The 24,337-nt window shown below is 70.1% G+C and carries 21 protein-coding genes; 7 read left to right on the top strand and 14 right to left on the bottom strand.

Translation table 11 applies throughout. The annotated features are described in order from the left end of the window. Positions 1–12: 12 nt before the first annotated feature. Entirely contained in the window at positions 13–891 is an 879-nt protein-coding gene (locus tag ACGFJ2_RS27190; protein ID WP_393472800.1) for a class I SAM-dependent methyltransferase, read from the top strand. Here ACGFJ2_RS27190 and ACGFJ2_RS27195 read toward each other — a convergent pair. From ACGFJ2_RS27195 to ACGFJ2_RS27220, 6 genes are all read right to left on the bottom strand, one after another. After that, complete coding sequence (locus ACGFJ2_RS27195; RefSeq protein ID WP_393472803.1) at positions 846–1,730, bottom strand: NAD-dependent epimerase/dehydratase family protein; 885 nt, start codon at positions 1,728–1,730, stop codon at positions 846–848. The genes ACGFJ2_RS27190 and ACGFJ2_RS27195 overlap by 46 nt on opposite strands. After that, positions 1,727–2,902, bottom strand: coding sequence for a cytochrome P450 (locus ACGFJ2_RS27200; protein WP_393472806.1), 1,176 nt, complete (start codon positions 2,900–2,902; stop codon positions 1,727–1,729). The genes ACGFJ2_RS27195 and ACGFJ2_RS27200 overlap by 4 nt, the downstream gene beginning before the upstream one ends. Beyond that, positions 2,899–3,849, bottom strand: a complete 951-nt coding sequence (locus tag ACGFJ2_RS27205; protein WP_393472809.1) for a 3-oxoacyl-ACP synthase III family protein — start codon at positions 3,847–3,849, stop codon at positions 2,899–2,901. The genes ACGFJ2_RS27200 and ACGFJ2_RS27205 overlap by 4 nt, the downstream gene beginning before the upstream one ends. Before the next feature lie 138 nt (positions 3,850–3,987). Beyond that, positions 3,988–4,968 (bottom strand): polyprenyl synthetase family protein, encoded by a 981-nt coding sequence (locus ACGFJ2_RS27210; protein ID WP_393472812.1) that lies wholly within the window; start codon positions 4,966–4,968, stop codon positions 3,988–3,990. Positions 4,969–5,413: 445 nt separating this feature from the next. After that, positions 5,414–6,286 (bottom strand): hypothetical protein, encoded by an 873-nt coding sequence (locus ACGFJ2_RS27215; RefSeq protein WP_393472815.1) that lies wholly within the window; start codon positions 6,284–6,286, stop codon positions 5,414–5,416. An 18-nt stretch (positions 6,287–6,304) separates the two neighbouring features. Beyond that, positions 6,305–6,439 (bottom strand): hypothetical protein, encoded by a 135-nt coding sequence (locus ACGFJ2_RS27220; RefSeq protein ID WP_357960919.1) that lies wholly within the window; start codon positions 6,437–6,439, stop codon positions 6,305–6,307. 350 nt (positions 6,440–6,789) lie between these two features. On the opposite strand from ACGFJ2_RS27220, the gene ACGFJ2_RS27225 reads away from it, so the two are divergent. After that, the gene (locus ACGFJ2_RS27225) at positions 6,790–7,743 is read left to right on the top strand and encodes a serine hydrolase domain-containing protein (RefSeq protein ID WP_393472818.1); all 954 of its coding nucleotides are present in this window, start codon (positions 6,790–6,792) and stop codon (positions 7,741–7,743) included. Between the two features lie 123 nt (positions 7,744–7,866). Here the strand turns inward: ACGFJ2_RS27225 and ACGFJ2_RS27230 are convergent, their stop codons facing one another. Further along, complete coding sequence (locus ACGFJ2_RS27230) at positions 7,867–8,826, bottom strand: zinc-binding alcohol dehydrogenase family protein (RefSeq protein WP_393472821.1); 960 nt, start codon at positions 8,824–8,826, stop codon at positions 7,867–7,869. Between the two features lie 84 nt (positions 8,827–8,910). Between ACGFJ2_RS27230 and ACGFJ2_RS27235 the strand changes: the two genes are divergently transcribed. Beyond that, positions 8,911–9,519, top strand: a complete 609-nt coding sequence (locus tag ACGFJ2_RS27235) for a TetR/AcrR family transcriptional regulator (protein ID WP_393472824.1) — start codon at positions 8,911–8,913, stop codon at positions 9,517–9,519. A 36-nt stretch (positions 9,520–9,555) separates the two neighbouring features. Here ACGFJ2_RS27235 and ACGFJ2_RS27240 read toward each other — a convergent pair whose 3' ends face one another. Next, a complete protein-coding gene (locus ACGFJ2_RS27240) occupies positions 9,556–10,425 on the bottom strand; it encodes a LysR substrate-binding domain-containing protein (protein WP_393472827.1) in 870 nt (289 codons plus the stop codon). 71 nt (positions 10,426–10,496) lie between these two features. On the opposite strand from ACGFJ2_RS27240, the gene dapA reads away from it, so the two are divergent. Next, the gene (dapA, locus tag ACGFJ2_RS27245) at positions 10,497–11,375 is read left to right on the top strand and encodes a 4-hydroxy-tetrahydrodipicolinate synthase (protein WP_357960934.1); all 879 of its coding nucleotides are present in this window, start codon (positions 10,497–10,499) and stop codon (positions 11,373–11,375) included. Here the strand turns inward: dapA and ACGFJ2_RS27250 are convergent. Beyond that, positions 11,337–12,482, bottom strand: coding sequence for an FAD-dependent oxidoreductase (locus ACGFJ2_RS27250; RefSeq protein WP_393472831.1), 1,146 nt, complete (start codon positions 12,480–12,482; stop codon positions 11,337–11,339). The two genes, dapA and ACGFJ2_RS27250, sit on opposite strands and share 39 nt — an antisense overlap. 84 nt (positions 12,483–12,566) lie before the next feature. Between ACGFJ2_RS27250 and ACGFJ2_RS27255 the strand changes: the two genes are divergently transcribed. After that, positions 12,567–13,010, top strand: a complete 444-nt coding sequence (locus ACGFJ2_RS27255) for a MarR family transcriptional regulator (RefSeq protein ID WP_357960939.1) — start codon at positions 12,567–12,569, stop codon at positions 13,008–13,010. A 16-nt stretch (positions 13,011–13,026) separates the two neighbouring features. On the opposite strand, the gene ACGFJ2_RS27260 is transcribed toward ACGFJ2_RS27255, so the two are convergent. Genes ACGFJ2_RS27260 through ACGFJ2_RS27270 form a run of 3 tightly spaced genes read right to left on the bottom strand, consistent with a single transcriptional unit; the run spans position 13,027 to position 20,507 of the window. Then, entirely contained in the window at positions 13,027–17,850 is a 4,824-nt protein-coding gene (locus ACGFJ2_RS27260; RefSeq protein WP_393472835.1) for a DNA repair ATPase, read from the bottom strand. Between the two features lie 6 nt (positions 17,851–17,856). After that, a complete protein-coding gene (locus ACGFJ2_RS27265; RefSeq protein WP_393472838.1) occupies positions 17,857–19,953 on the bottom strand; it encodes a flotillin family protein in 2,097 nt (698 codons plus the stop codon). Beyond that, on the bottom strand, positions 19,953–20,507 hold the full coding sequence (locus tag ACGFJ2_RS27270; RefSeq protein ID WP_393472841.1) for a hypothetical protein: 555 nt from the start codon (positions 20,505–20,507) through the stop codon (positions 19,953–19,955). The genes ACGFJ2_RS27265 and ACGFJ2_RS27270 overlap by 1 nt, the downstream gene beginning before the upstream one ends. A gap of 132 nt (positions 20,508–20,639) precedes the next feature. On the opposite strand from ACGFJ2_RS27270, the gene ACGFJ2_RS27275 reads away from it, so the two are divergent. Further along, on the top strand, positions 20,640–21,602 hold the full coding sequence (locus ACGFJ2_RS27275; protein ID WP_393472844.1) for an NADP-dependent oxidoreductase: 963 nt from the start codon (positions 20,640–20,642) through the stop codon (positions 21,600–21,602). A gap of 25 nt (positions 21,603–21,627) precedes the next feature. Here the strand turns inward: ACGFJ2_RS27275 and ACGFJ2_RS27280 are convergent, their stop codons facing one another. After that, a complete protein-coding gene (locus ACGFJ2_RS27280; protein WP_393472847.1) occupies positions 21,628–22,137 on the bottom strand; it encodes a CGNR zinc finger domain-containing protein in 510 nt (169 codons plus the stop codon). A 124-nt stretch (positions 22,138–22,261) separates the two neighbouring features. Between ACGFJ2_RS27280 and ACGFJ2_RS27285 the strand changes: the two genes are divergently transcribed. After that, a complete protein-coding gene (locus tag ACGFJ2_RS27285) occupies positions 22,262–23,122 on the top strand; it encodes an alpha/beta fold hydrolase (RefSeq protein ID WP_393472850.1) in 861 nt (286 codons plus the stop codon). A 14-nt stretch (positions 23,123–23,136) separates the two neighbouring features. On the opposite strand, the gene ACGFJ2_RS27290 is transcribed toward ACGFJ2_RS27285, so the two are convergent. Beyond that, positions 23,137–24,051 (bottom strand): aminoglycoside phosphotransferase family protein, encoded by a 915-nt coding sequence (locus ACGFJ2_RS27290; RefSeq protein ID WP_393472853.1) that lies wholly within the window; start codon positions 24,049–24,051, stop codon positions 23,137–23,139. Between the last annotated feature and the right edge of the window lie 286 nt (positions 24,052–24,337).

Here is a 24,337-nt window from a genome sequence, read left to right on the forward strand (position 1 = left end):
TATAACGTGTGTGTGAGACGCGGAAGCTATGGATTCGACGCACCATGGGCCCTCGCCGGACTCTTCTTCGGGGCGGTGGTGCAGCTGGCCCTGGTAGCGGTCTCCTTCGCCTTCGACGTACCGGCGGCTGGGATCGCGTTCCTGCTCGGCGCGCTCTACACGCTGGCCAGCGCGGGGAGTTACCTCTACACGACCCGGCGGGGGAAGTTCGTCGTATGGGGCGAGGAGCTCGGCCGGATCGAGGGCGACGAGCAGGTGCTCGACCTCGGCTGCGGGCGCGGGATGGTGCTGCTGCTCGCGGCCCAGCGGCTGCGCGGCGGCCGGGCCACCGGCATCGACCTGTGGAGCGGCAAGGACCAGTCGGGCAACGCCGAGAGCGTCACCAGAGCCAACGCCGAGACCGAAGGGGTGTCGGACCGGGTCGATCTGGTCACGGGGGATATGCGCGAGCTGCCGTTCGAGGACGGGCGGTTCGACGTGATCGTGTCCAGCCTGGCCATTCACAACATTCCGACCGCCGAAGGCCGCGACCAGGCCGTCAAGGAGGCGCATCGGGTGCTGCGTCCGGGCGGGCTGATGCTGATCGCCGATTTCCAGCACACGTCGCGCTACGAGGACGTGCTGCGTGAGCTCGGCGTGGTCGATGTGCGCAGGCGCGATCTGGGGTGGCGGTTCTGGTACGGCGGGCCGTGGTTCAAGTCGGAGATGCTGGAGGCCCGCAAACCAGGTCCGGACGGTGTTGAGTCGCGCTCGGTCGGTGGCGAGGCGCGCTCGGCCGATAGTGAGTCGCGCTCAGCCGACGGTGAAGGCGCGGTGGTGTCGGCGGTGCCGGAGGTAGGGCGGGTTCACCAGGATGCGGCGCCCGTGAAAGACGTCGGCGACGGCGCGTAGCCCAGTCGCTCGCGGGCCGCGGTGATGTCCAGCGTGCGCTCGACGGCCAGGTGGCCGACGGCGTAGCGGGTCAGGCGCGGTTCTCGGGCGAGCTTCTCGGAAATCGCGGCCAGGCCGTGGGCGAGATGCCGAGGCAGGTAGAGCGGGGTCGCGTCGATGCCCTTCTCCCTCAGTACGGCCCGGAGCGCGTCGTCCAGGACGACCGGCTCGGCGTCGGTCACGTTGTACGTCCCGAGCGGACCCGTGACGGCCAGCAGGCAGGCCATGGCCAGGTTGGACACCGACGTCAGGCTGACACGCTGCCGCCCGTCGCCGACCGCGACCAGTCTGCGGCCTCTGACCGCCCGCAGCACCCGGGGGAGCAGCGTGGTGTCGCCCGGACCGTAGACGGCGTGCGGGCGCAGGATCACCGCCCGTCCCTCGACCAGGCGTTCGGCCGCCGCCTTGGACGCGCCGTAGGCGTTGACGTACCGGCTCACCGGGGCCTCGTGCTCGCGGGCCATAATCGTCGGCCGTCGCGGGTCGTACACGCTGGCCGTGCTGACGTGCACGAACCGGGCGTGCGGGAAGGCGGCCATGGCGTTCGCGGTTCCGGTGTGGTTGGCCCGCCAGATCCCGGCCGGCGGGCCCCAGTCGGTGACGCTCCCCGCGCAGTGGATCAGCGCGTCGAGGTCCGGCTCCGGGCGCTCGTCGCCGGTCAGGTCCCACGCCTGGTACGTCACTCCGGGGATCTCCGCGGGCCGGCGCCCGAAGCCGTACACCTGCCAGCCCCTGGCCACGGCCGCCCGGCAGACCGCGCCACCCACGAAACCGGACGCCCCGGTCACCCCGACCCTCATGCGGCCCTGATCAGCAGGTGCTTGTAGGTCGGGAGGAGCACGCCCCTGGCGGCCCGCCGCGCCACCACCTTGACCGGGCGGGCGAGCACGACCCCGGCCACCGCGCGGATCTCGGCCAGCGCCAGCGGATAGCCGATGCAGAAGTGTGGCCCGGCGCCGAACCACAGGCGGCGCAGCTCGGGCGGGTGCGGGCGAGACGGGTCGAACGGGCCGTACGCGCGGGCGCAGTTGTGCGTCACGATCACCACGCGGTCACCGGGCCGGGCCAGGACCTTGCCCAGGCGTACGGGCTTGGCGACGGAACGCAGCATGACCGGAGTCGGTGTGGTGATCCGCATCGCCTCCTCGATCGCCAGATCCAGGTCGGCGCCGAAGGCGTCGTGGTCGTGCAGCAACGCGACCAGCCTGGGTACGAACGTGGCGACCGTCTCCGTCCCGGTGAGGAAGAACGCCCCGGCCGCCCCGCGGGCCTCCGCCGCCGACAGCCCGAGCTCGCGCATCCGGCCCATCACCGTGGCGGGATCCCCCGCGTCGTAGGCGGCCTGCGCTATGTCGCCGATCCCGTCGAGCACCTCGCGGGCCACGGTGAGCTGGCGGGCGTTCAGTCCCCTGGTACGCAGCGAGACCATCGACACCACCCGCTCCCCATCGGCGAACAACCGCCTGGCCCTGGCGGCCGGCACCTCGCCGAGTCCGATCACCCGGCAGATCACCGCCCCGGCCAGCAGCCGCATCTCGTCCACCAGGTCGACCGTGTCGCCTTTCGCCAGGCGTACACGGAGACCGTCCAGCGGACCGGCCAGCACGTCGGCGACCAGCGTGGCGACGGACGACGGCGTGAACAGCGGCGCCAGCTTGGCGCGGAGCGCGGCGTGCGGCTCGCCCTCCATGTTGAGCAGCACCGACGGGCCGAGCACGGGCGTCCACAGATCACCGGGCGAGCCGGGGCCGTCCTTGCGGAAGCGGCCGTCCATGAGCACGCGCCGGGCCAGGGCCGCGTCGTTCACCACCACACCCAGACCCGGCACCCGCACCACCGGACCCAGGCGGGCCAGCAGGCGCATCAGCGGGTAGGCGAAGGGGTGGGCGGTGAGGTAGAGACGCGTCTCGTGCCGCCGCCGACGCCGGACAGGCCGCTCGTGGCGCTCGGGCGGATCGTCGTGGCTGTTCACAAATCCGCCAGCATGATGCCCAGGCTGATGCCGCCGCCGAGGCCGAGCAGCGCCACGCGCTCGCCCCTGCGGGCGTGGGCGAGTTGGAGCGGGAGCGTGACCGACGCACAGTTTCCGTGCTCGGGCAGCGTGATCACCAGCCGGTCCTCAGGGAGGTCGAGCGCTCGCGACAGTACGTTCAGGTACGGCAACGCCACCTGGTGCACCGCGATCACCGCGAAATCATCCCAGGTCAGGCCGGTGCGTTTGAGGGCGTTGAGGAAGAGGTCGGGGCCGACGAGCTGGAACGCCTCCTTCAGCCGGCGACCGTCGCCGCGGAAGTAGGAGTACTCCGGGTCGCGCGGATGCATGGACCCACCACCCGGAAGGGTGCCGATGCCCCACGCCGTACTATCCGCCGAAAAATCGCGATAAAAGATGCCACGGAGCGGGTCGGCCTCCACGAGCACCGCCGCGCCCGCGTCCGACAGCGTGTATCCCGCGAACGCGTCCACGAACTGCGCCCGATCCCGCACCCGCCAGCGGATCGCCCGCGACGGCGTCTCGCCCGAGCACACCAGAACCCTGCGGTACGACCCGGAGACGATCAGGCCCTCGGCCACCTGGATCCCGTTGAGCAGGCTGTTGCAGGCGTTCTTGACGTCGAACACCGGGCACGACAGGCCGAGCTTGGCGGCCACGATGTGCGCGGTCGCGGGCTCGACCAGGTCCTGCGAGGCCGAGGCGAAGATCAGCAGATCGACGTCGGCCGCCAGCCCCTTGGCGGCCTCGACGGCCAGGTCCGAGGCCTGCTGATCGTCGGCGGCCACGTGGCGGCGCTCGATGCCGGTCATCCGCTCGATGATCCCGGTCGGCGGCCGGTAGCCCTCGATGCGTCGCTCGACCTCGTCGCTGGTCAGCGTGGCTGCGGGAAGGTACGTGGAGATCTGGGTGATGCGGGCCTTCATCTGCCGAAACCTAGCGGGTCGGCCTTGCAGAACGTTTGCGAGCCGTTCACCGGGCCTGTCAGCCGCGCTCGTCCACCGGGCCCGTTTGGCGGGCGTCGCGGCGTGCCGGTGGGCGACCACTAATCATTTCAATGAATCTCAATTAACGGTGGCCAGGAGAGTTATTTGCGAAACCTGCTCGATGTATGCCGTGGGCAAGGCGTACAGGATGCCGGCTGTTTCGGAATCGTTAATCACCGGCAGGGCGGCGAGCGCGTCGGCGGCCAGCCCGCGGCAGTATTCCAGAGTTTTGTGCACCATGTCACCGCCGCGCAGCCGACGCAGGACTTCCGCCACCTGGTCGTCGGTCATATTCCTGCCCAGCAATTCCGACACGTCCTCGCCGGCCATCAGCAGGGGCAGGCTGTAGACGCCCTGGCGCAGGTCGTTGCCCGCGGGTTTGCCGAGTTGCCGGCTGGAGGCGGTCAGGTCGAGCAGATCGTCGAGCACCTGGAAGATCAGCCCGAACCGCTCGCCGTACGCCGCCATCCTGGCCCGGTCCTCCGGCGAGGCGCCCGCGCACACGGCGGCCACCAGGCACCCGGCCCGGAACAGCGCGGCGGTCTTACCGGTGACGGATCGCAGCGCGCTCTCCACGGTCCGGTGCGGGTCGAACAGGTCGGTGGTCTCCAGATACTGGCCCTCCGCCAGTTCGACGACGGTCGCGGCCAGCACCTCGGCCACCGGTCTCGACACGGCCGTGATGGCCGCCAAACCCGCCCTGGCCAGCATGAAGTCGCCGATCACCAGGGCCTTGCCGTCGCCGAGCTCGGCGTTCAGCGTTCTGGTGCCGCGCCGCTCGGTGGCGTTGTCCATCAGATCGTCGTGTACGAGGGAACCGGCGTGAATCAACTCCACACACGCCGCGGCCGTGATCACCCTGCGGTCGGGCTGCTTGCCCAAGGCGATCGCCGTGGCCAGGGTCATGGCGGGGCGCAGCCGCTTCCCGCCGGCGCTGATGATCCGCTCGGCGCCCGCGTTGATGCCCGGCAGCGTGGACGATCCGCTGAGACGGCGGATCCTGGCTTCGACCTTGCGCAGTCCTTGGGCGATGACGGGGGAGTTCAGCAGTCGGTCCATGGTCACCAGCCTGCTCCGCGGCGGCTGAGCCATCCCTGAGAAACGCTGAGGAAATTCTCAGCCGACTGCCCGAATTGCCGTCGATTACTCGTAAGTACGGTGACTTGGAGAAAGATCTGGGATCTAAAAGTAATTGCGGGAAATGGCAGATCGTCCCACTGGTAAAAATCCTCGAGTGTAAAGAAATCCAGATCGTTCTGGGAGATAGATGCTCCATTGTTGGGGGGTAAGCTCCAGCGGGCCGAAACAACAGCGCATCCATTTCTGGGGGACAGACCTTGTACAAGCACGCGATCACCGCTCTAGCTCTAACCGCCTCCGGCCTTCTGCTGGTGGCGGGGCCAGCGGTCGCCGACGACGAGTTCGACGGCGGCTTCACCAGCTCCCCGAGCAGTGCGATCGGGGCGCGGAACGACAAGGCAGAAGGCCACTTCTTCGCCACCGACTACTGGCGCGGTGTCCAGGCAGGCACGTTCGACCTCAGCCGCTCCAGCCTGACCGGCGTCCGCACCGCCCCCACGGCCGCCTCCACCGCGAACGCGGCCTGCCCCGCCAAGGTGAGCGTGGCCTGCCCCGACTCGGTGACCACGGTCCGGCCGTCCGCCACGACCAGCTCGCCCTGCGCCGCCGCGGTGACCATGGTCCGGCCCATCGCCACGGCCGGCACGCCCTGCGCCGCCGCGGTGAGCAGCGTCCGCCCGGTGGAGGTGACCACGGTCCGCCCGATCGAGGTGACCACGGTCCGGCCCTCCGCCACGACCAGCTCGCCCTGCGCCGCCGCGGTGACCACGGTCCGGCCGTCCGCCACGAGCAGCACGGCCTGCCCCGCCGCGGTGACCACGGTCCAGCAGGCTCCGATCCAGCAGGCTCCGATCCAGCAGGCCCCGGTCCAGCAGGCCCCGGTCCAGCAGGCCCCGGTCCAGCAGGCTCCGGTTCTGCAGGCTCCGGTTCGGCCGGCCGCCGTTAGCTCGGCGTGCCCCGCCGTGGTGACCATGGCCTGCCCCTCCAGCACGACCACCGTCCGGCCGGCGAACGTGAGCACGACCTGGGCCGCCAACACGACGACCACCATCCGTCCCGTCATCGTGGGCACGCTCTGGGCCGCTAACACGACCACGGTCCGTCCGGTGAACGTGAGCACGACCTGGGCCGCCAACACGACGGCCACGGTCCGTCCCGCCGTCGTGGGTACGGCCTGGACCGCCAACGCGATCACGGTCCGCCCCTCCATCGTGGGTACGGCCTGGGCTTCCGTGTCGACCGCGGTCCGGCCCTCGGTCGCCATCGCCGTGAACACCGGCCGCGCCGAGGACTGCAAGCCGGCCCAGTCCTCTTCTCAGTCCACCGCCTGGAACGGCATCCGTACCGCCGGCTGGAGCGGTTGGATGGCATCGTCGGAGCGCGACTCGGCGCGCGGATCCGAGCGCGCGTGGGCGATCGCCACGAGGTAACTCCGCTGTGAGATGAGCACGGGCGCGGGTCCATCGTCCCTGGTGACGGTCCGAACCGCGACCCCGACGGAACCGCTCCGGGCCTGACCTGGCGCCCGGCGCGGTTCCGGCTCCCACTCTCTCGAGCCGTCTGCTCGCCGCTGAAGCGAGCAGACGGCTCGACTGCGTTGGAAGGTGCCTGGCAGTCCGGAACGATCACAGAGCGCCAAAACTATGATCCGATCAAACTATGACGCGATCATAGTTTCCGAGCCGTGAGCGCACGGCTCGTTGGGGGTGAGGTCCTGGACGGTCTGGCACCATGAGCGCGGTTGACTCTCACACGGTGTCAGGTCATAGACCGGGAAGCCCCAGCGAAGAGGAGGTCGTCATGGCATTGGCGGATCGAGTGGACGCCGTCCTACGGGAGGGCAAGGCTCCGAATCTGCACGGGCTCGTGGTCGTCGAGAACGGGCAGATCATCCTCGAACGCTACGGCGCGGGCCAGGACGTCAAGCTCAACGAACCCCTCGGGCACGTCACGTTCGGGCCGGACACGCTGCACGACGTCCGATCCGTCACCAAGAGTGTGGTCTCGCTCCTGTACGGCATCGCGTTGGCCGAGAAGCTGGTGGCGCCCCCGGAGGAGGGATTACTCGCGCAATTCCCGGAATATCAGGATCTTGCGGCTGATCCCCAGCGGGCCCGCCTCACCATCGAGCATGCCCTGACGATGACGCTCGGCATGGAGTGGGACGAGAGCGTTCCGTACACCAGCACCGCCAACAGCGAGCTCGCGATGGAGTACGCGCCCGACCGCTACCGCTTCGTGCTGGAGCGGCCCATCGTGGAGGAGCCGGGGCGGCGGCGGATTTACTCCGGCGGAGCGACTGCGCTGATCGGGCGGATCATCGTCAAGGGGACCGGCCGGTCGCTCGCCGAGTTCGCCAGGAACGCGCTGTTCGAGCCGCTGGGCATCGGCGCGTTCGAGTGGTCGCAGGGTGACGACGGGGACGAGATGGCGGCGGCGGGCCTGCGGCTGACGCCGCGCGACCTGGCCGCCATCGGCACGCTCGTGCTCGACGGCGGGCGTGGGATCGTGCCGCGCAGCTGGATCGAGGAGCTGTCGCGACCCCGGGTGAAGATCGACGACAGGTCCCACTACAGCTACCAGTGGTACGTCGGCACCGGCGAGCGCCCCTCGATCGCCGCACATGGCAACGGAGGCCAGGTGATCCACGTGGCACCCGAGCGCGGGCTGGTCGTGGCCGTGACCGCGGGCGAGTACAACCTCGAACAGCTCAGCTCCGCGGCCGTGCTCGACGCGGTCCTCGAGGGGGTCTGACCCCGGGCCTGACCCTCGGTGGTTCTCCGAGCGGCCCTGACCCTCAGCGGCCCTCGGAGGGACCTGGCCGACAGTGGTCCTCCGAGAGCCCGACCCGTCTGACCCGTTTGACCGGTTTGAGCGTCAGGGTGTCAGGATCAGCCTGCCCAGTGCCGTGCGGCCTTCCAGGCGGCGGTGGGCCTCGGCGGCGGACTCCAGCGGCAGGGTGGCCTCGACGTACGCGCGGCTGCGTCCATCGGCCACCCTGGCCAGCATCTCCGGGTAGCTGACGCTGAACACCCCGGCGCCCCACGCGGGCCCGCCGCATCCGATGACCGTCACACCGCCGGCGAGCAGATCGGCGGCGCTCACCGCGGCGGGCGCGCCGCTCAGCAGGCCGTAGCAGAGCATGCGTCCAGAGCCGGGCGTGAGGTGATCGAGCACCTGCCTGGCCGACGGCCCGCCGATCGAGTCGAAGACCACGTCCACGTCGGGCAACTGGCCGGGCCAGTCCGGCTCCCGGTGGTCGATGACCTCGTCGGCCCCCATCTGCCGGGCTCGCTCCCGCTTCGGCTCGGCGCCCGCGGTGGCGATCACCCGTTCCGCGCCGAACTCCTTGGCGTGGCGCAGCAAGTACGTCCCGACGGAGCTCGCCCCGGCCTCCACCAAGACGGTCTCCCCGCCCTTGAGCCCGGCCCGGTGCAGCAGCGCCAGCGCGATGGCGCCCGGCGCGGCGGCGGCGACGGCGTCGACCGGCGACACACCGTCGGGCACCGGGCAGCTCAGTGACGCCTGCACCGCCACGTACTCGGCGTAGGAGCCGACCCCGCCGGTCACGGCGGCGACCGTGGTGCCCAGCAGGGCCTCGTCGACTCCGGCCCCGACCTCGGTGACCACCCCGGCCACCTCGGCGCCGAACACCGCGGGCAGGGGCACTGGCACCGGCATCGGCATCGTGCCCGCCCGCAGCTGGGTCTCGGCGTAGCTGACGCCGATGGCCTGCGAACGGATGACCAGTTGCCCTTCTCCCGCCTTCGGCTCCGGCCAGTCCTCGGCCTTGAGCACCTCGGGACCGCCCAGTTCGTGGACAACGATCGCGCGCATGGGACACACTCCTCGTAAGTGAACCTGTGGTCCAGTTAATATATGGACCAGCGGTCAAGTTTGTCTATGGGGGACAATGATCCGATGGAACGGCGGGAGCGGGCCGACGCGGCACGCAACAGGCGGGCGATCCTGGCGGCCGCCGAGGAGTTGCTGCGGGAGCATCCGCCGGAGGAGGTCTCCGTCGAGCGGGTCGCCGTCGCGGCGGGGGTGGGCAAGGGGACGGTGTTCCACCGGTTCGGCAGCCGCGTCGGGCTCATGCAGGAGCTGATGTCGGAGCGGGCGCACGCGTTGGAGCAGGCCGTCGTGGACGGGCCGCCGCCGCTGGGGCCGGGCGCGCCGGCCGGCGAACGGCTGGTGGCCTTCCTGGACGCGGTGGTCGCGATGGCCACCCGAAACGCGGGACTGATCGCCGCGCACGAGCACGCCCGGCTGACCCAGAAGGCCGGGGGCGGGACGCGGCTGGCCAACCCGATCTACGTGGCGTGGCACCAGCACGTCTCGGCCCTGATCGCCGAGGCGCGGCCGGATGTCGACGCCGACCTGGCCGGGCACGTCCTGCTCGGCACGCTGCACACAGAGCCGATCGGCAGCCTGCTGCTCGCCGGGGAGTCGGCCAGGGTCGCCGCCACTCTGGGCGACCTGGCCAGGGGTCTACTCGGCGACGCAGGGGGTCCGCTCAGAAGGACGTAGGAGGCCCGCTCAGAAGAGGGGGCGGGTGACGGCCGCTCAGAGTGGGAGGTGGGTGATCGCTGTGTGGAAGGCCGCGACGGCCGCCTTGATCGCGGGGTGCTCCCCGTACCCCCTGCGAAAGGCGGCCAGGGTGCGGCGGCTGAGCGGCAGTCCGGTCAGCGTCACCCCGTGCGGCGGCGCCAGCGCGGCCAGGCGTGGGACGAGCGCCACGCCCTGACCGGCGGCGACGAAGGCGAGCACGGTGTCGAAGTCGTCGATCCGGTGACGGACCCGCGGTTCGAAACCGGCCGCCTGGCAGGCCCGGATCGCCATCGCGTGGCACAGGGTCCCCGGCTTGCCGACGATCCAGGCGTCATTGCGCGCGTCGGCGATCGTGGCCCGGTCCGTGAGGTACATCTGCTCCCCGAACAGCGGCTCCGTCTCCAGCGACGCGTCCGTGACCGGGGGGACGAAGTCGTACTCGTGCACGAGCGCGACGTCCAGCTCGCCCGCCCGCAGCGCGGCGGAGACGTCGGCGGGGTCGATCTCGGAGACCATCGGCCGCAGCCCCGGATGCGCGCGGGACAGCTCGGCGAGCGCGGGTGGCAGCAGCACGCGGGCCGCCGTGGGGAACGCGCCGATCCGCAGCGGCCCCGACGGGCCGCCGCGCACCGCGGCGAGCGCCGCGGACGCCCTTTCCAGCTGTTCGAGTACGTCCTGCGCGTGCTCGACGAGCAGATGGCCGGCGGGCGTCAGGGTGACCGTCCGGCCCGTACGCTCCAGCAGCGGTACGCCCGCCTCCCGTTCCAGGGCGCTGAGCTGCTGGGAGACCGCCGACGGGGTGAAGCGGAGCGCCTCGGCGACGGCGGCGATGGTGCCGCGCTGGGCGAGTTCGCGCAGGAGGTGGAGCTTGCGAGGGTCGAGCATCAGACAAGCTTAAGCTCGTCAGCAGAAATCCGCGCTGGACCTAACGTATTGATCCAAGCCAGGCTGAGAGCATGCTGACAGGAATCCATGTGCCGCTGGTCACGCCGTTCACCCAGGAGGGTGAGGTGGCCGTCGAGGCGATCGACAAGCTCGCCCGCCACGTTCTCGACCAGGGCGCCGCTGGGCTGGTCGCGCTGGGCACCACCGGAGAGGTCGCGGCGCTGACGCCCGCCGAGCGGGCTCGGGTGATCGAGGTCTGCGTCGCGGTCTGCGCGGAACGCGAGGTGCCGCTGACCGTCGGCATCACCGGCAACGACACACGCTCAACGGCCGCGGCGTTGAAGGAGCTGCCTTCGGGAGTCTCCGCCGCGCTGCTGACCGTGCCGTACTTCCTGCGGCCTTCGGAGCGCGGTGTCATCGCGCACTTCGAGGCGTTGGCGGAGGAGACGCCGGTGCCGCTGGTGATGTACCACATTCCCTATCGGACCGGGCAGGCCGTCAGTGCCGCGACCCTGCGTCACCTGGGCGGGCACCCGATGATCGCCGGAGTGAAGTACGCGACGGGCGGGATCGACCAGGACGCCGTTGACCTGCTCGGGGACCTGCCCGAGGGGTTCGAGGTGCTCGGGGGCGACGACCTGTTCATCTCGCCGCTGCTGGCGCTGGGCGCCGCGGGCGGCATCCTGGCCTCGGCGCACCTGGCCACCGACCGGTTCGTCGAGCTGGCGGCGGCGTGGCGCGCGGGTGACGTGGCCAGGGCCCGGGCGCTGGGTCATCGGCTCGCCCGGCTGTCGGCCGCGCTGTTCGCCGAGCCGAACCCGACCGTCATCAAGGGCGTCCTGCACGCCAGGGGCCTGATCCCGACCCCCGACGTGCGCCTGCCGCTGCTCCCCGCCAGAGCGGAGACGGTGTCACAGGCTGACCTGGTGGCGGTACATCCAGGACAGTGACTCCTGGCTGGCCAGCTTCTTCAGGAAGATCGGCATCATCAGGTCGCGGAACACCCGGGCGACCGGGCCCGCGGCCTTGTTGTTGCTGATCGTCCGCGAATAGGCGACGACCTTCTCCACCCGCCCGCGCCGCTCACTCTCGAACCGCTCGAACGCCGCCCGGTGGTCCTTGGTCTCACGCAGGCACCTGGCCAGCACGACGGCGTCCTCGATGGCCAGCGAGGCGCCCTGCCCGGCGCTCGGCGAGGTGGCGTGCGCGGCGTCGCCGGTGAGCACCACCCGTCCCTTGTGCCAGGTCGGCAGGGGCGGCAGGTCGTGAATCGGTAGCGCCAGCGCCACCTCGCTCCGCTCGATCACCTCGGCGGAGAAGTTCGCGTCGTCCCGGAACGCCGCAACCAGCACCGGCTTCCAGTCCGCGGGAACGTCGCCCAGCTCGCGGGGCAGGTTGGCGAACCACCAGGTCTCGCCGGAGGCGGCCACGGTATAGCCGAAGAAGGCGCGCTTGCCGAAGACCATGTTGTAGACGCCCGGCTCGCCGGTGAACTTCGGGTCGTGGATGAGTCCGCCGAAGCTGTAGAGGCCGCTGTAGCGCGGCTTCGGGGCGCTCGGGTCGAGCTGGGCGCGGGTCCGCGAGTGGACGCCGTCGGCGGCGATCAGTATGTCGCCCGTCTCCTCCGTGCCGTCCTCGAAACGGGCCGTCACCTGGTCGCCCGTGTCGTCGAAGGAGACCAGGCGCTTGCTGTACGAGATCTTGATGCCACGGGAGAGGGCCTCGTCGCGGACGACGCGGTAGAGGTCGGCGCGCAGGATCGTGTGGCTCACCGTGCCGTCGTCCAGGGCCAGGCCGTTGGCCACTTCGCCGAGGCGCTTGCCGGAGCCGCTCCACATGACCATCCGCGGGGTGGGGATGCCGGCGGACAGCACCCGGCGGTGCGCACCCAGTACGCGCAGGGCGTCCAAGCCGTTCGAGGCGACGTTGAGAAACGAGCCGACACTCTCGGCCGTGTCCGGGTAGGCCTCGAAGATCTCGGCGTCGAAACCGGCCTCGCGCAGGGCCATCGCGGTGGCGGGGCCGCCGATGCCGCATCCTATGATCAGAGCTTTCATGGTGATAACCTTTCGTTCGGTCGAACGAAATATATGCCGGGAGGGAGGGCTGTGTCCAGAGATATTTCGGAACACCGAAAGAATTTGCTCGAAGCCCTGTTCGTGGCCGGGCGGGACAACAGCAACGCCGCCGTGATGTTCCACAGCGCCGTCGGCGAGCTGCTGGGGGTGGGGATGACCGAGGAGAAGGCGCTCGACCTCCTGCAACGGCTGGGCCCGCTGACGGCGGGGGAGCTGGCGCAGCACACCGGCCTCGCGCCCGCCTCGGTGAGCGGGCTGATCGACCGGTTGGAGAGCAAGTGGCTGGTGCGCCGCACCCGCGACACTAAGGACCGGCGGCGGGTGATCGTCGAGGTCAACCACGAGGCGCTGGCCGGCGGCGCCGAGGTCTTCGAGCCGCTGGTGACCGGGCTGTCCGAGCTCTACGCCGGCTACTCGGACGAGCAGTTGGAGCTGATCCTCGACTTCCTCACCCGGGCCACGGCCATCCAGCGAGAGTGCACGACACAGCTGACCTCGCCGCGGTGACCCGTGGTGACGCGAGTCAGTCCGTCGTGTTCTCCCTGATGGCCGTGCCGACCTCGCCCACCCGGTCCGCGAGCAGGCCGATGGCGCCCACGGCCCTGGTCATCGGGTCGTCCTCGGCGCCGCCGAGCGCCTTGGCGCGCAGGTAGGCCGCCTTGAGGTCGCTCCAGCGAGCGGCCTGGGCGGGGGTCAGCCGGCCGCGCAGCTCGGCGAGCTTGAGCAGGTTGGCCTCCGCGTCGCTCGTCAGGGTCTGCGCCTCGCCGAGGTAGTGGTCGTCGATGACCGCCTCCAGCTCGGCCTCGTTCATGGCGGGCACGATCCGCTCGGCCAGCTTGTTCATGTTCCGGTACGAGCCCTGCAGGCGGAACGGCGGCTCGGTGCGGGCGGCGTCCGACTGTCCGGCCGAGGCGATGTACGCCTGGTTGTTGGCCAGCACGACCTCCTGCACCCGCACCAGCTTGCGCAGCACGCTGAGGATCTGGTCCAGCTCGGTCTTGGCGTACGGGTGCCGGAGCTGGTCCGGCCGGGCGCTCTGGTCGCCGCGCGCCAGCCGTACCAGGAGCTCGACGTCGGCCCGATCACGGGCGGAGAGCGGCGCGAGCACCGGGTTGGAGGTGAGCGCGTTGTCGATGTAGCTCAGCGCGAACAGCTCGTCCTTGCCCGACAGCACGTCGCCGAGGTTCCAGACGTCGGCGCGGTTGGCGAGCATGTCGGGGATGCGGAAGCGCTGCCCCGACTCGGTGTACGGATTGCCCGCCATGCACACCGCGAACCGCTTGCCGCGTAGGTCATAGGTGCGGGTGCGGCCGTTCCAGACGCCCTCGATCCGACGCTGGGCGTCGCACAGCGAGATGAACTTCTGCAGCAGCTCGGGCGAGGTGTGCTGGATGTCGTCCAGGTACAGCAGCGTGTTGTTGCCGGTCTCCAGGGCGAAGGAGATCTTCTCGACCTCCTGCCTGGCCGTCGCGTCGGGCGCCTCGGCCGGGTCGAGCGAGGTGACGGCGTGGCCGAGCGCCGGGCCGTTCACCTTGACGAAGACCAGGCCGAGCCGGCTGGCGACGTACTCCATCAGCGTCGTCTTTCCGTAGCCCGGCGGCGAGATGAGCAGCAGCAGGCCCATCTGGTCGGTCCGCTTGTCCCCTCCGGCGGCGCCGAGCTGCTTGGCCAGGTTGTCGCCGATCAGCGGCAGGTACACCTCGTCGAGCAACCTGTTGCGGACGAACGCGCTCATGACCTTGGGCCGGTATTCGTCCAGCCGCAGCCGGGCCCGCTCGGCGGTCACCAGCTCGGTGCGCCGCTTCTGGTAGGCCCGGTAGGCGGGGACGCGTTCGGTGCGGAAGCGGCGGGTCCTGGCCAGGGTCTCGTCCAGGCGCAGCTCCAGCTTGCGGTCGGCGACGCGCGGGTGGGTGCCCAGCAGGCCCTCCACCGTGGCGGTCAGTGTGGCGCTGGAGTCGTGGCGGGGCAGGTCGCAGAGCTGTACGGCGATGGACTCGGGCACCTCGGGGCCCTTGCCGAAGGCGCCGATCCAGGCCCGGGCCAGCTCCAGCCGCTCGGGCAGCGCCACGGCCTTGAGATCCTCCTCGAACTCGCGTGACCTGGCCGGGCCGAGCGTCTGGTGGAAGCCTTGAAGGAGGGCGCGGGCCGCCGCGCTGGTCACGAAGCCGGTGGGTTGAGTGGCGAGCTCCTCGACGAGGTACTCCCCGGCGAGCGCGGCCGTTTCGCCGGGCCCATGGTGGAATGCGGCGATGTTCGAGCCCAGTTCCGTTGCCAGAGCGGCAATCTCCGGTGTGGGGCCGAAGACCGTGCGGGCGCGCACCAGCGACACGGCCCGTGTGGCCAATGTTTTACGTGAAACCTCGTCCACCCCGAACGCCCAGTACAGCTGCGCCGCCGCCCGAGCGTCCGGCGGATACCGCAGCAGCCCCGCTCCCTCCCGGAGCCGCAGCAGCGTGTCGAGGATGGCGGTCGCGTCATGGTCGTGGACGCCGCGTTCGTACCCCTCGTCGTAGCGCTGTTCGGCCGCCTGTCGTACGAGGTCCTGGAGCGGCCCGCCCGGCACGGCCACGTCGAGCAGCGAGGCGGCCAGGTGCTCGGCGCGGTAGACCTCCGGGGTCTCCGAGGCGAGCAGCTGGTCCCAGAAGGGGCGGGTGTCGGCGAACGCGGCGGGGGCGGGCGAGCGGTAGTCGGTCCCGGTGATGGCGAAGTGCATGTCGCCGTCGTGCGGCACCAGCGTGAGGTCGATCGGCTGGGTGTTGACCGCGAACCGGTGCCGCCCCAGACGCAGCGTCTCGCCGCCGTCGGAGAACAGGTCGAGGCGGTCGCGCAGGGCCCGGCCCGCCTCCTGCTGCGCGGCCTTGACCCTGCCGTCGAGCTCCTCGGCCCGTACCGCGTCGCCGAGCCCGCGCAGCTCGGTGGCGACCGAGCGGAGCTTGGCCACCATCGGGTCGGTGGCGAAGAAGGTGTTGACCTCGTCGAGCGAGCCCAGCGACGGCAGCCGCCTGGTGATGCTGCCCAGGATGCGCTCGGCCGAGGCGAAGATCCGGTCAGCCCGGCGGGCGAGCTCGTCCAGCTGCGTCTGCTTGCGGGCCGAGAACGCCTCGTAGACGTCGTCCCGCTTGGCCGCGAGCCGGGTGGCGAAGTCGTCGAACTCGCCGAAGCGCGTCTCCAGCGCCTCCAGTCGCAGCATCAGCCTGCCGAGCTGCTCGTCGCACCGCTCAGGCGTGTCCGCCACCGCAAGCGCGCCGGTGATGGCCTGCCCGAGCAGCGCGAACTCGGCCGCGAACGCCGCCCGCCCCTCGGCTCCGAGCAGTTCTCGTCGGCGGCCGTCCAGGAGGGCCCGCGCCCGGTTCACCCCGCCGAGCACCTCGGCGATGCGCTCCAGGATGAAGGTGCGTACGGTGGCGTCGGCGATCTCGAGCGAGCCCACGACCTCGGTGACGACCTCCAGCCCCTCGGACTGGGTGGCCAGGCGTTCCGTGACGGGCTCGGCCTCGGCGACGGTGGTGATCGCGGCGGCCTCGGCGGCCAGCCGCTCGACCGCCTCGTGGTAGCCGGTGAACGCCTCGGCCCCCTGGAGGAACCCGACGGCCCGCTGCCCCACCGAGACCAGCTCGTCGGCCAGCGATTTGGTCAGCGTGTCCAGCTGGGCGAGGTCGAGGTAGCGGACCTCGCGCAGCGTCACCAGGCGGCCCTGAGCCCGGCGCAGCGTGGCCAGCAGCGTCACCCAGGCGTCGGCGGTTGCGGGGGTGTCGCCCCGGGCCTGCCGGACGAGCCGGGTGGTCTCCTCCGTGGCCTCGGCGAGAGTGCGGGCGGCCTGGCGGGTGAGCGCCTCCACGTGCTCGTACTCGTCGAGCACCTGCTCAGCAGTGGCCCGTACCTCGGAGAGCGGGGCGCGCAGGCCCTGCTCGCCGAGCCAGTGGTAGTGGTCGAAGGCTCGTGTGCAGGCGGCGATCAGCGCCTCGAACGTGGCGGCCGACGGCGCCATCTCGCCGATCATGCGGGCCACCGACAGGCAGTCGGAGATGCCGCGCACCAGCTCGGCGTTGCCGATGCGCTCCAGGGGGCCGTTGCCGGTGGGCTGGGCGGCGGCGTAGGTGTCGGAGACGTACGGCGTCTGCCAGACCTGCATGGGGTGGACCCGCGTCGGCTCCTCGGAGGTGGCGCGGAAGACCACCATCGTGCCGTCGTCGAACAGGGAGTAGCCGTGGCAGACGATGGGGTTGGCCACCTCCTTCCTGATGACGTTGTACGGCAGGAGCAGGGAGCGGCCGTCGCCCCTGGCGTGGAAGACGTACAGGACGTCCTCGCCGTTGGGGGAGCGGACCACGCGGTCGAACTCCAGGTCCGTGACGTCCGTGTCGAACGTCTTGCTGACCCCGGTGGCCAGGTAATAGCCGCCAGGGAAGATCAACCCCTGGTCCTCGGGGAGGCGCTGACAGGCTTGGCCGATGCCGTCGAGCCTGGTCACGGCCTTGGTGCGGGTGTTGAAGACCAGGTGGCGCCAGTCGGGCTCCTTGTACGGCCGGATCCTGATCAGGATGAGCGGGCCGATGACGGCGTGCTCGACGTCGGCGTCGGCCAGGCTCTGGAGGGGCTCGGCCACGGGCTCGGCGTAGATGCCCTCGCCGGTCTCGGTGTTGTTCTCGATCTTGATGGTGAGGTCGCCGCCGACCGTTTCGACGAACACCTCGTCGCGGATGGAGATGTGCGGGTGACGGCCGAGCACGTGGTCGTCGCGGGTGGCCGGGGTCCAGACGAAGTCGTGCGAGGGCGGGAAGGCATGGTCCCGCTCACCCCTGTTGTCCTGATATTTCGTGACTCCTTGGGAGTCGACCGTCCATCTGAAGACCCGGGTGTCGGCCGGGCCGGTCTGGAAGACGGCCAGCAGCTTGCCCTCGACGCGTCTCAGGTGGTGGAGCCTGGACTCCTTGTAGTAGCGGTACAGCTCGGCGAAGTCCTTCTGGAACGCCGGCTCCTCCAGAGCCGGGAGACGGTCGGGGTCGAACCTGAAGACGTCGCCGTCCCTGGTGAAGCGGTGCACGGAGAAGACGTCGGCGACCGTGGTCTCCGGCTTCAGCCCGATGAAGACGTTGTAGCCGAACAGCATGACGCCGCCCAGCGAGACGATGTCCCGGGGAACGCAGTTGTTGTCCGTACGGATGCGCTCGGTGCCGAGCAGGCGGAGCTCCGTGCCGCCGAAGACGGTCAGGCGCTGCGCGTTGACCCCTTCAGTGGCCGCGGCGAGGGCCTTGGCCTGGGCTTCCAGCCGGGACTTGAGCACCTCGTAAGTCCCGGCCTCGAGCCCGCTGGTTTCAGGTTCTGCCGTCTGTACGTCGTCGGTCACGCGCGATCAGACCTTCGCGGCGGTGAGCGCGGCCACCGGCGAGTCGGCCACGCCCAGGCGGCGGGCCGTCTCCAGGAGCTCGCCCAGCGGGCCCGAGTCGGGCCCGCCGTTCTGGATGAGCCGCAGCAGCAGCGCCGACACGGTCAGGTTCTTCAGGTCCTCGGTGCTCACCCCGTTGACCAGCGCGCTGAGGTCACCCGCGAGACTGGCTGACCCGTTGAGGTACGGCGCCGCCAGCGTGCCCGCGACCTGCGAGTGTTCCACGAACCCGTCCACCACCTTGCCCGCGGTGATCGAGCCCACGACCTTGTCGAAGAACATCGTGTCGCCGCCGACGATGTCGATGTTCGCCTTGGCCAGACCGGCGGCCAGCACGCTCGCCTGCGACTCCGCCACCTGCCGCGTGACGTCGATCTGCTTGAGGCGTACGTCCTTGTCGGCCTCCAGCCGCAGGCGGAACTCCTCGTGGCCCCGGCTCGCGTCGTCGAGCGCGGCCATCGCGGCGGCCTTCTCGGTCAGACCCTCGGCCTCGGCCTTGAGCTTCTCGCCCACCGCCGTCGCGGCGGCCAGGGCCATCGCCTGCTCGCCCTCCGCCTGCGCCTTGAGCCGGTCGCCCTCGACCATGGCCATGGACCTGGCGCCCTCCGCCTCGGCCCGCAGCCTCTCGGCCAGGACCGCCGCCTCCGCGCGGCCGACCTTCTCGATCGCCTCCGCGTCCCGCTCCTTGACCTGGACCTCGGCCAGCCCGGCAGCCGCCGACTCGGCCTGGATACCCTCGGCCAGCCTGATCTTGGCTCGGGTGTCGAGCTCGGCGGCCTGCTGCCTGGCCTCGGCCAGCGTCAGCTCCTCGCGGGCCTTGAACTTCGCGGCCGCCTCCGCGGCCTCGGCCGCCTTGATGCCCTTGACCAGGTTCTCCTGCGCCTCGGCCTCGGCGGCGATGATCACGCTCTGGCGGGTACGCTCGGCCTCCTCGACCACGCGCAGCCGCTTGATGCTCTCCTCCTGCTCGGCCACCGTCTTGTCGACGGCGATCCGCTCGCGCACCACCTCGGCGATCGACCGCTTCTCGGTCTCGACCTCTTTGTCCTTGGCGATGCGCGACAGCTCGGTCTCCCGCTCGCGGGCGATGATCTCCAGCATGCGGTCCTTCTCGATCCGCTCGGTCTCGATCGCGATCACCCGCTCGCGGTTCTTCTCCGCGACGGCGACCTCACGGGCCCGGTTCTCGTGCTGTACGCCGAGCTGCTCGTCGGTCTTGATGTTGGCCGACTGCGACTTCAGCCGCTCCTCGGCCGCCACGCGGGCGATCTCCGCCTCCTCGCGGGCCTTCATCGTCTCGATCTCGCGCCGCTGCTTGACCTCGGCGTCGGCCTGCCGGCGCTGCAGCTCCAGGATCGCCTCGCGGGCGTCCACGTTCTGGCGGGTGATCTCCTTCTCCTCGCGGCGCTGGAACTCGTTGGTCCGTACGTGCTCGATCGCCGTCAGCTCGGTGATCTTGCGAATGCCCTGCGCGTCGAGGATGTTGCTCTTGTCCAGCGCGGCCAGCGAGGTCTGCTCCAGGTAGTCGATGGCCGCGTCCTCCAGGCTGTAGCCGTTGAGGTCGGTGCCGATGAGCCGGACGATCTGGTCACGGAACTCGTCACGCTTGGTGTAGAGATCGACGAAGTCGAGCTGCTTGCCGGCGGTCTTGAGCGCCTCCGAGAACTTCGCGTTGAACAGCGCCTGCAGGGTCGACTCGTCGCTGGCCCGGACGGTGCCGATGGCCTGGGCGACCTTGATGACGTCCTCGGCGGTCTTGTTGACGCGTACGAAGAAGGTGATCTTGATGTCGGCCCGGATGTTGTCCCGGCAGATCAGCCCCTCGCGGCCGGTCCGTTCGATCTCGATGGTCTTCACCGAGATGTCCATGATCTCGGCCTTGTGAAAGACGGGGAGCACGGTGGCCCCGGTGAACGTCACGTCGACCTTGTTGACCTTCGAGATGATCAGGGCCTTGCCCTGTTCGACCTTCCGGAAAAGGCGGCTGATGACGGCAAACAGGCCGATCACGATGACCAGCACGACGGCGAGGAATATGCCGAATCCGGTGGAGATGACGTCCATCAGTGCTCGCTTTCGTAAGGCATGACCCAGAAGAATTCGCCGTTGGTGTCGTATTCGAAGATGAGCGCGTTGTCGCCGCGCGCGAGCCGGTCCTGGCCCGTCGTCCTTACCTGGACGACGGCCGACGAGCCGTCGGGCGCGGTGACCTCGGCCTGGCCGAAGTCGGCTGTCGCCTGGCCGGTGCGGATTACGCACATCTGGCCGACGAAGTCACCACGCGACGGACGCCGCGCGTCGGGGAAGAGTCGCCGCAGCGGGCTGAGCAGTGCCCGCGTGCCCAGCCAGGCCCCGATCAGGGCGAGGATGGGTACGACCGGCAGCGCGATTCCCGGCGCCACCTGACTGCCGATCAAGGCGAGCAGCCACGCGAACGCGATCAGTAGTGACAGTGCGATCCCGGCGGGCACTCCGCCCAGTCCCAGCCAGGGCGCCTCGCCGTCTTCGAAGTCGAAGAGGCCGGTTATGACAATGAACCAGTAGCCGGCGACCACGACGAGAAGGAAGGTGAATACCACCGTCGGGAAGCTCAGCACGACATGTAAGAACTCGGTCATCGAACCCCGGATACCCCGTCCCCCTGTGATGTCCGTCGGACTCTATACAGATAAAGCGGGACTAAAGCCGAAAGTTCCCGAAATGCGATCTGGTTTGACCTCAAGTGCGGTTGAGGGTGCACAGTCGTCCCCATGAGTGGAAATTTCATGAAAGCGGCGGCGTTTGCTGAGTTCGGCGGACCTGAGGTGCTCACTGTGATGGCCCGGCCCATGCCGGAGGCCGGGCCGGGCCAGGTCCGGGTACGGATCAAGGCCGCCGGGATGCAGCCCTTCGACACGGCGGTGCGGGCCGGTTGGACACCGCCCGCCGTGACCGACCCGTTGCCGCGGATCCCGGGCAACGAGTTCGCGGGCGTGGTCGACCAGGTGGGGCCGAGCGTGGCGGACCAAGGAAGTCCGGGCGGCCAAGGAGAGCCGGGCGTGCGCCTCGACGTTGGCACGGAGGTGCTTGGCTTCTCGCTGCTGAACAGCTACGCCGAGTACATCGTGGTCCCCGCCACCGACGTGACACCCAAGCCCCCGGGCCTCCCCTGGGAGGTGGCCGGCGCGTTGACCGCCGCGGTGCAGACCGCCGACATCGCCATCAGCCAGCTGAACCCGACCGTGGGCGAGACGCTCCTCGTCCACGCCGCCGCCGGAGCGGTCGGCACGGTCGCCGTACAGCTCGCCGTCCGTAGGGGCGCCACCGTGATCGGCACCGCTCGCGAGGAGAACCACGCCTACCTACGCGACCTCGGCGCCATCCCTGTCGCCTACGGAGACGGCCTCTCCTCCCGGGTACGCGCGCTCGCGCCCGGCGGGGTGGACGCGGCCCTGGACGGAGCGGGCGGCGCGGCGCTGGACGTCTCCCTGGAGCTGGTCCCGGAACGTGGCCGCATTCTGACCATGGTCGACCACGACAAGGCGGACGAGCTGGGCATCATGGTCACCAAGGGCGTCCGCACGGCTGAGCGCCTCGCTCGGTATGCCGCCCTTTGCGCGAAAGGGGAGCTGAAGTTCCTGATCCGCCGGACGTACCGGCTGGAGGAGGCGGCGGACGCGCACCGCGAGATCGAGACCCGCCACGGTCGCGGCAAGCTCGCCCTCCTCATCTGACCCAAACGCTGCTCTTTCGGGCCGGTCAGCCCATGGTGCGCTGGCGTTGGTTGAACCGGCCCACTTTCGCCCGGTTGCCGCACGCCTCCATCGAGCACCAGCGGCGGCTGCCGTTCTTGCTCGTGTCGAGGAACCACAGCACACACTCCGGGTTCGCGCACTTGCGCACGCGCTCGGGCCGCTCGCGGAGGATCCGTACCAGGTCCGCCGCCGCCACCCACGCCGCATGCCACGCCGCTTCGTCCACGACGACCAGCTCGTACGGCTCATGCGGCTGGTGCGGGTCGCCGGTGCGGATCAGCGGGCGGCGGCTGCCGTGGCCGAGCACGGCGTTGAGCCGCTCGGGCCCGCGCCCGTCCAGCACGGCCCGCAGGGCGGCACGAGCCTCCATCAGCCGATCCCGTACGCGCTCCAGCTCGTCGCCACCCGGCAGCCCGTGATCGTCGAGCCAAGCCCGCACGCCATCGAGGTCGTCGAACTGATCGACCGGCACCCCATGCTCCTTCCACACGGTGTCCACCAGATCGAACGCCACAGACTCCCCACGAAGCGGCCGCACTCTCACAGGACCTAACCCCTCAAATAAGTTTGACCGGTTAATCAACCTCATGCTATCACTTAACCATCAAAGCTGATTTAGCCGGTTAAGAGGAGTCGCCATGACCACCCGCTACCGCACCACTGCCATCGACGGCCTGGACGTCTTCTACCGTGAGGCAGGCGACCCGTCGGCCCCTACGCTCGTACTGCTCCACGGCTTCCCCACCTCCTCGATCGCCTACCAGGAGCTGATCGCCGACCTAGCTGATGAGTTCCACCTGATCGCCCCCGACTACCCCGGTTTCGGGCACAGCTCGGCCCCGGCCGCCTCGGAGTGGGACTACACCTTTGACCATCTCGCCGACGTCGTCGACCGGCTGCTCGACTCGCTCGGCCTGACCAGGTACGCCATTTACGTACACGACTACGGCGCCCCCGTCGGCTTCCGTCTCGCCCTGCGCCACCCCGAGCGGATCACCGGCATCATCAGCCAGAACGGCAACGCCTACGAGGACGGACTGGCCCCCTTCTGGCAGGACCTCCGCGCGATCTGGGCGAACCCCTCCGAAGCCGACCTCGCACCGCTGCTCGCCAACTACACGCGTGAGGCCACGCACTGGCAGTACACGCACGGCGTCTCCGACGTCTCCCTGGTCAACCCCGACAAGGAGGCTCTCGACCAGGCCCTGCTCGACCGTCCGGGCAATCACGAGATCCAGCTCGCGATCTTCATGAACTACGCCACCAACGTGGCCGCGTACCCGCAATGGCAGGACTACCTGCGCACCCACCAGCCCCCGGTGCTCGCCGTCTGGGGTCGCAACGACGAGATCTTCGCCCCGGAAGGTGCCAAGGCGTTCGCTCGCGACGTGAAGGACGCCCGCGTCCACCTCCTGGACGCCGGCCACTTCGCCCTGGAAACCCGCCGTCCCCAGATCGCCGCTCTCGTACGAGCCTTCCTCCACAGCCTGTCGGATTGACCCCGGCGGCTGTCCTACAGGCGGTGACGGACCGCCTCGGCCACGGCGAGCTGGATCTCGTTGAGCTCCGGCTCGCCCTGGGCCACGTCCCAGAGCGAGTTCTGCAGCACCCGGCCGAGCGTCCAGCCCGCGGCCCGCCGCCGATCCAGCCCGAGCCCGTCAACCATGAAGTCGAACCGCCGCAACACCGCCCGACGCACATCCCCGGTCGCCACGGCCTCCTCCCACCGGTTGTGCAGCGCGGGCATCAGGTCGAACCCGGGGTCCCCGGCGAGCGGCTTGGGATCGATGGCCAGCCACGGCTCCCGTACCCCGGCCAGCACGTTGTCGTAGTGCAGATCCCAGTGCAGCAACCGATCGCCCGGCTCGCCCGCCAGCTCACGAACCGCCCCCGCGCAGACCTCCAACCAGCGCCGATCCCGCTCCCTGGGCAGCACCGCCACCGCGTCGGAAACGCGGTCGAGCATGCCACCCGCGATGTCCCCCAACTGGCGCATCCCCTGGGGAGCGGGCAGCACCACCAGCCGCCGGAGCAACTCGGTGAGGATCCCGAGCGCCTTCATGACATCGGGTTCGGACGACAGCGGCCGCTCGGCGTCGAGCCGTTCGAGCAGCAGGGTGCCGGTGGCGGGGTCCTCGTCGAGCAGCAACACCGACCCGTCACCCGCCCAGGCCCGCAGCCCCGGCCCCTCGCCGGCGTTCTCGTCACTCACGGGCTGCAGCTTGAGCGCCGCCCGTGTCCCATCGCCCCGCACCACGGGCAGAACCAGCGAGACCACCCCGTGCGCGGGCGCACCGTCCAGCCGCAGGCCCCATCGCTTGAGATAGCGCTCGGCCAGCGCCGGTAACCCGGCAGACCAGGACCGCCCGGCTTCTCCGTCGTACTTCACGTGAGACTCGGTCAAAGCGGCAGGCACCACGATCTCCACCCACCCAGTCTGCCGCAAGCCGTCTCCACCTACGTGGACGAAGCCGTCGCCGAGAAACTCGATCGAGATCGCAGAATGGCCGTCTGGCGCGAGCTCGTCGGCTACAACCTCAATGACGCCCCCGCCGCCACGCTCGCGCGCGTCCGCGCCCCCGTCAGGTCTGTACCCAACCCGCCCGCGAACGCCTGCAGGGCCTGCTGTACATGATCGTCCACCACGTCGACCCGCTCGACAGGGATGACGCCGTCACGGTCGGCTCACTGGCGGCGGAGCACGATGGAACATG

The sequence above is a fragment of the Nonomuraea sp. NPDC049028 genome, from assembly GCF_043197735.1.
In the GTDB taxonomy this organism is placed as follows: Bacteria; Actinomycetota; Actinomycetes; order Streptosporangiales; family Streptosporangiaceae; genus Nonomuraea.

Coding starts and splice junctions, on each gene's coding strand:
- ACGFJ2_RS27195 (WP_393472803.1), bottom strand. CDS start 1,730: ATGAGGGTCGGGGTGACCGGGGCGTCCGGTTTCGTGGGTGGCGCGGTC.
- ACGFJ2_RS27205 (WP_393472809.1), bottom strand. CDS start 3,849: ATGAAGGCCCGCATCACCCAGATCTCCACGTACCTTCCCGCAGCCACG.
- ACGFJ2_RS27210 (WP_393472812.1), bottom strand. CDS start 4,968: ATGGACCGACTGCTGAACTCCCCCGTCATCGCCCAAGGACTGCGCAAG.
- ACGFJ2_RS27225 (WP_393472818.1), top strand. CDS start 6,790: ATGGCATTGGCGGATCGAGTGGACGCCGTCCTACGGGAGGGCAAGGCT.
- ACGFJ2_RS27230 (WP_393472821.1), bottom strand. CDS start 8,826: ATGCGCGCGATCGTTGTCCACGAACTGGGCGGTCCCGAGGTGCTCAAG.
- ACGFJ2_RS27235 (WP_393472824.1), top strand. CDS start 8,911: ATGGAACGGCGGGAGCGGGCCGACGCGGCACGCAACAGGCGGGCGATC.
- ACGFJ2_RS27240 (WP_393472827.1), bottom strand. CDS start 10,425: ATGCTCGACCCTCGCAAGCTCCACCTCCTGCGCGAACTCGCCCAGCGC.
- dapA (WP_357960934.1), top strand. CDS start 10,497: ATGCTGACAGGAATCCATGTGCCGCTGGTCACGCCGTTCACCCAGGAG.
- ACGFJ2_RS27250 (WP_393472831.1), bottom strand. CDS start 12,482: ATGAAAGCTCTGATCATAGGATGCGGCATCGGCGGCCCCGCCACCGCG.
- ACGFJ2_RS27265 (WP_393472838.1), bottom strand. CDS start 19,953: ATGGACGTCATCTCCACCGGATTCGGCATATTCCTCGCCGTCGTGCTG.
- ACGFJ2_RS27270 (WP_393472841.1), bottom strand. CDS start 20,507: ATGACCGAGTTCTTACATGTCGTGCTGAGCTTCCCGACGGTGGTATTC.
- ACGFJ2_RS27275 (WP_393472844.1), top strand. CDS start 20,640: ATGAGTGGAAATTTCATGAAAGCGGCGGCGTTTGCTGAGTTCGGCGGA.
- ACGFJ2_RS27285 (WP_393472850.1), top strand. CDS start 22,262: ATGACCACCCGCTACCGCACCACTGCCATCGACGGCCTGGACGTCTTC.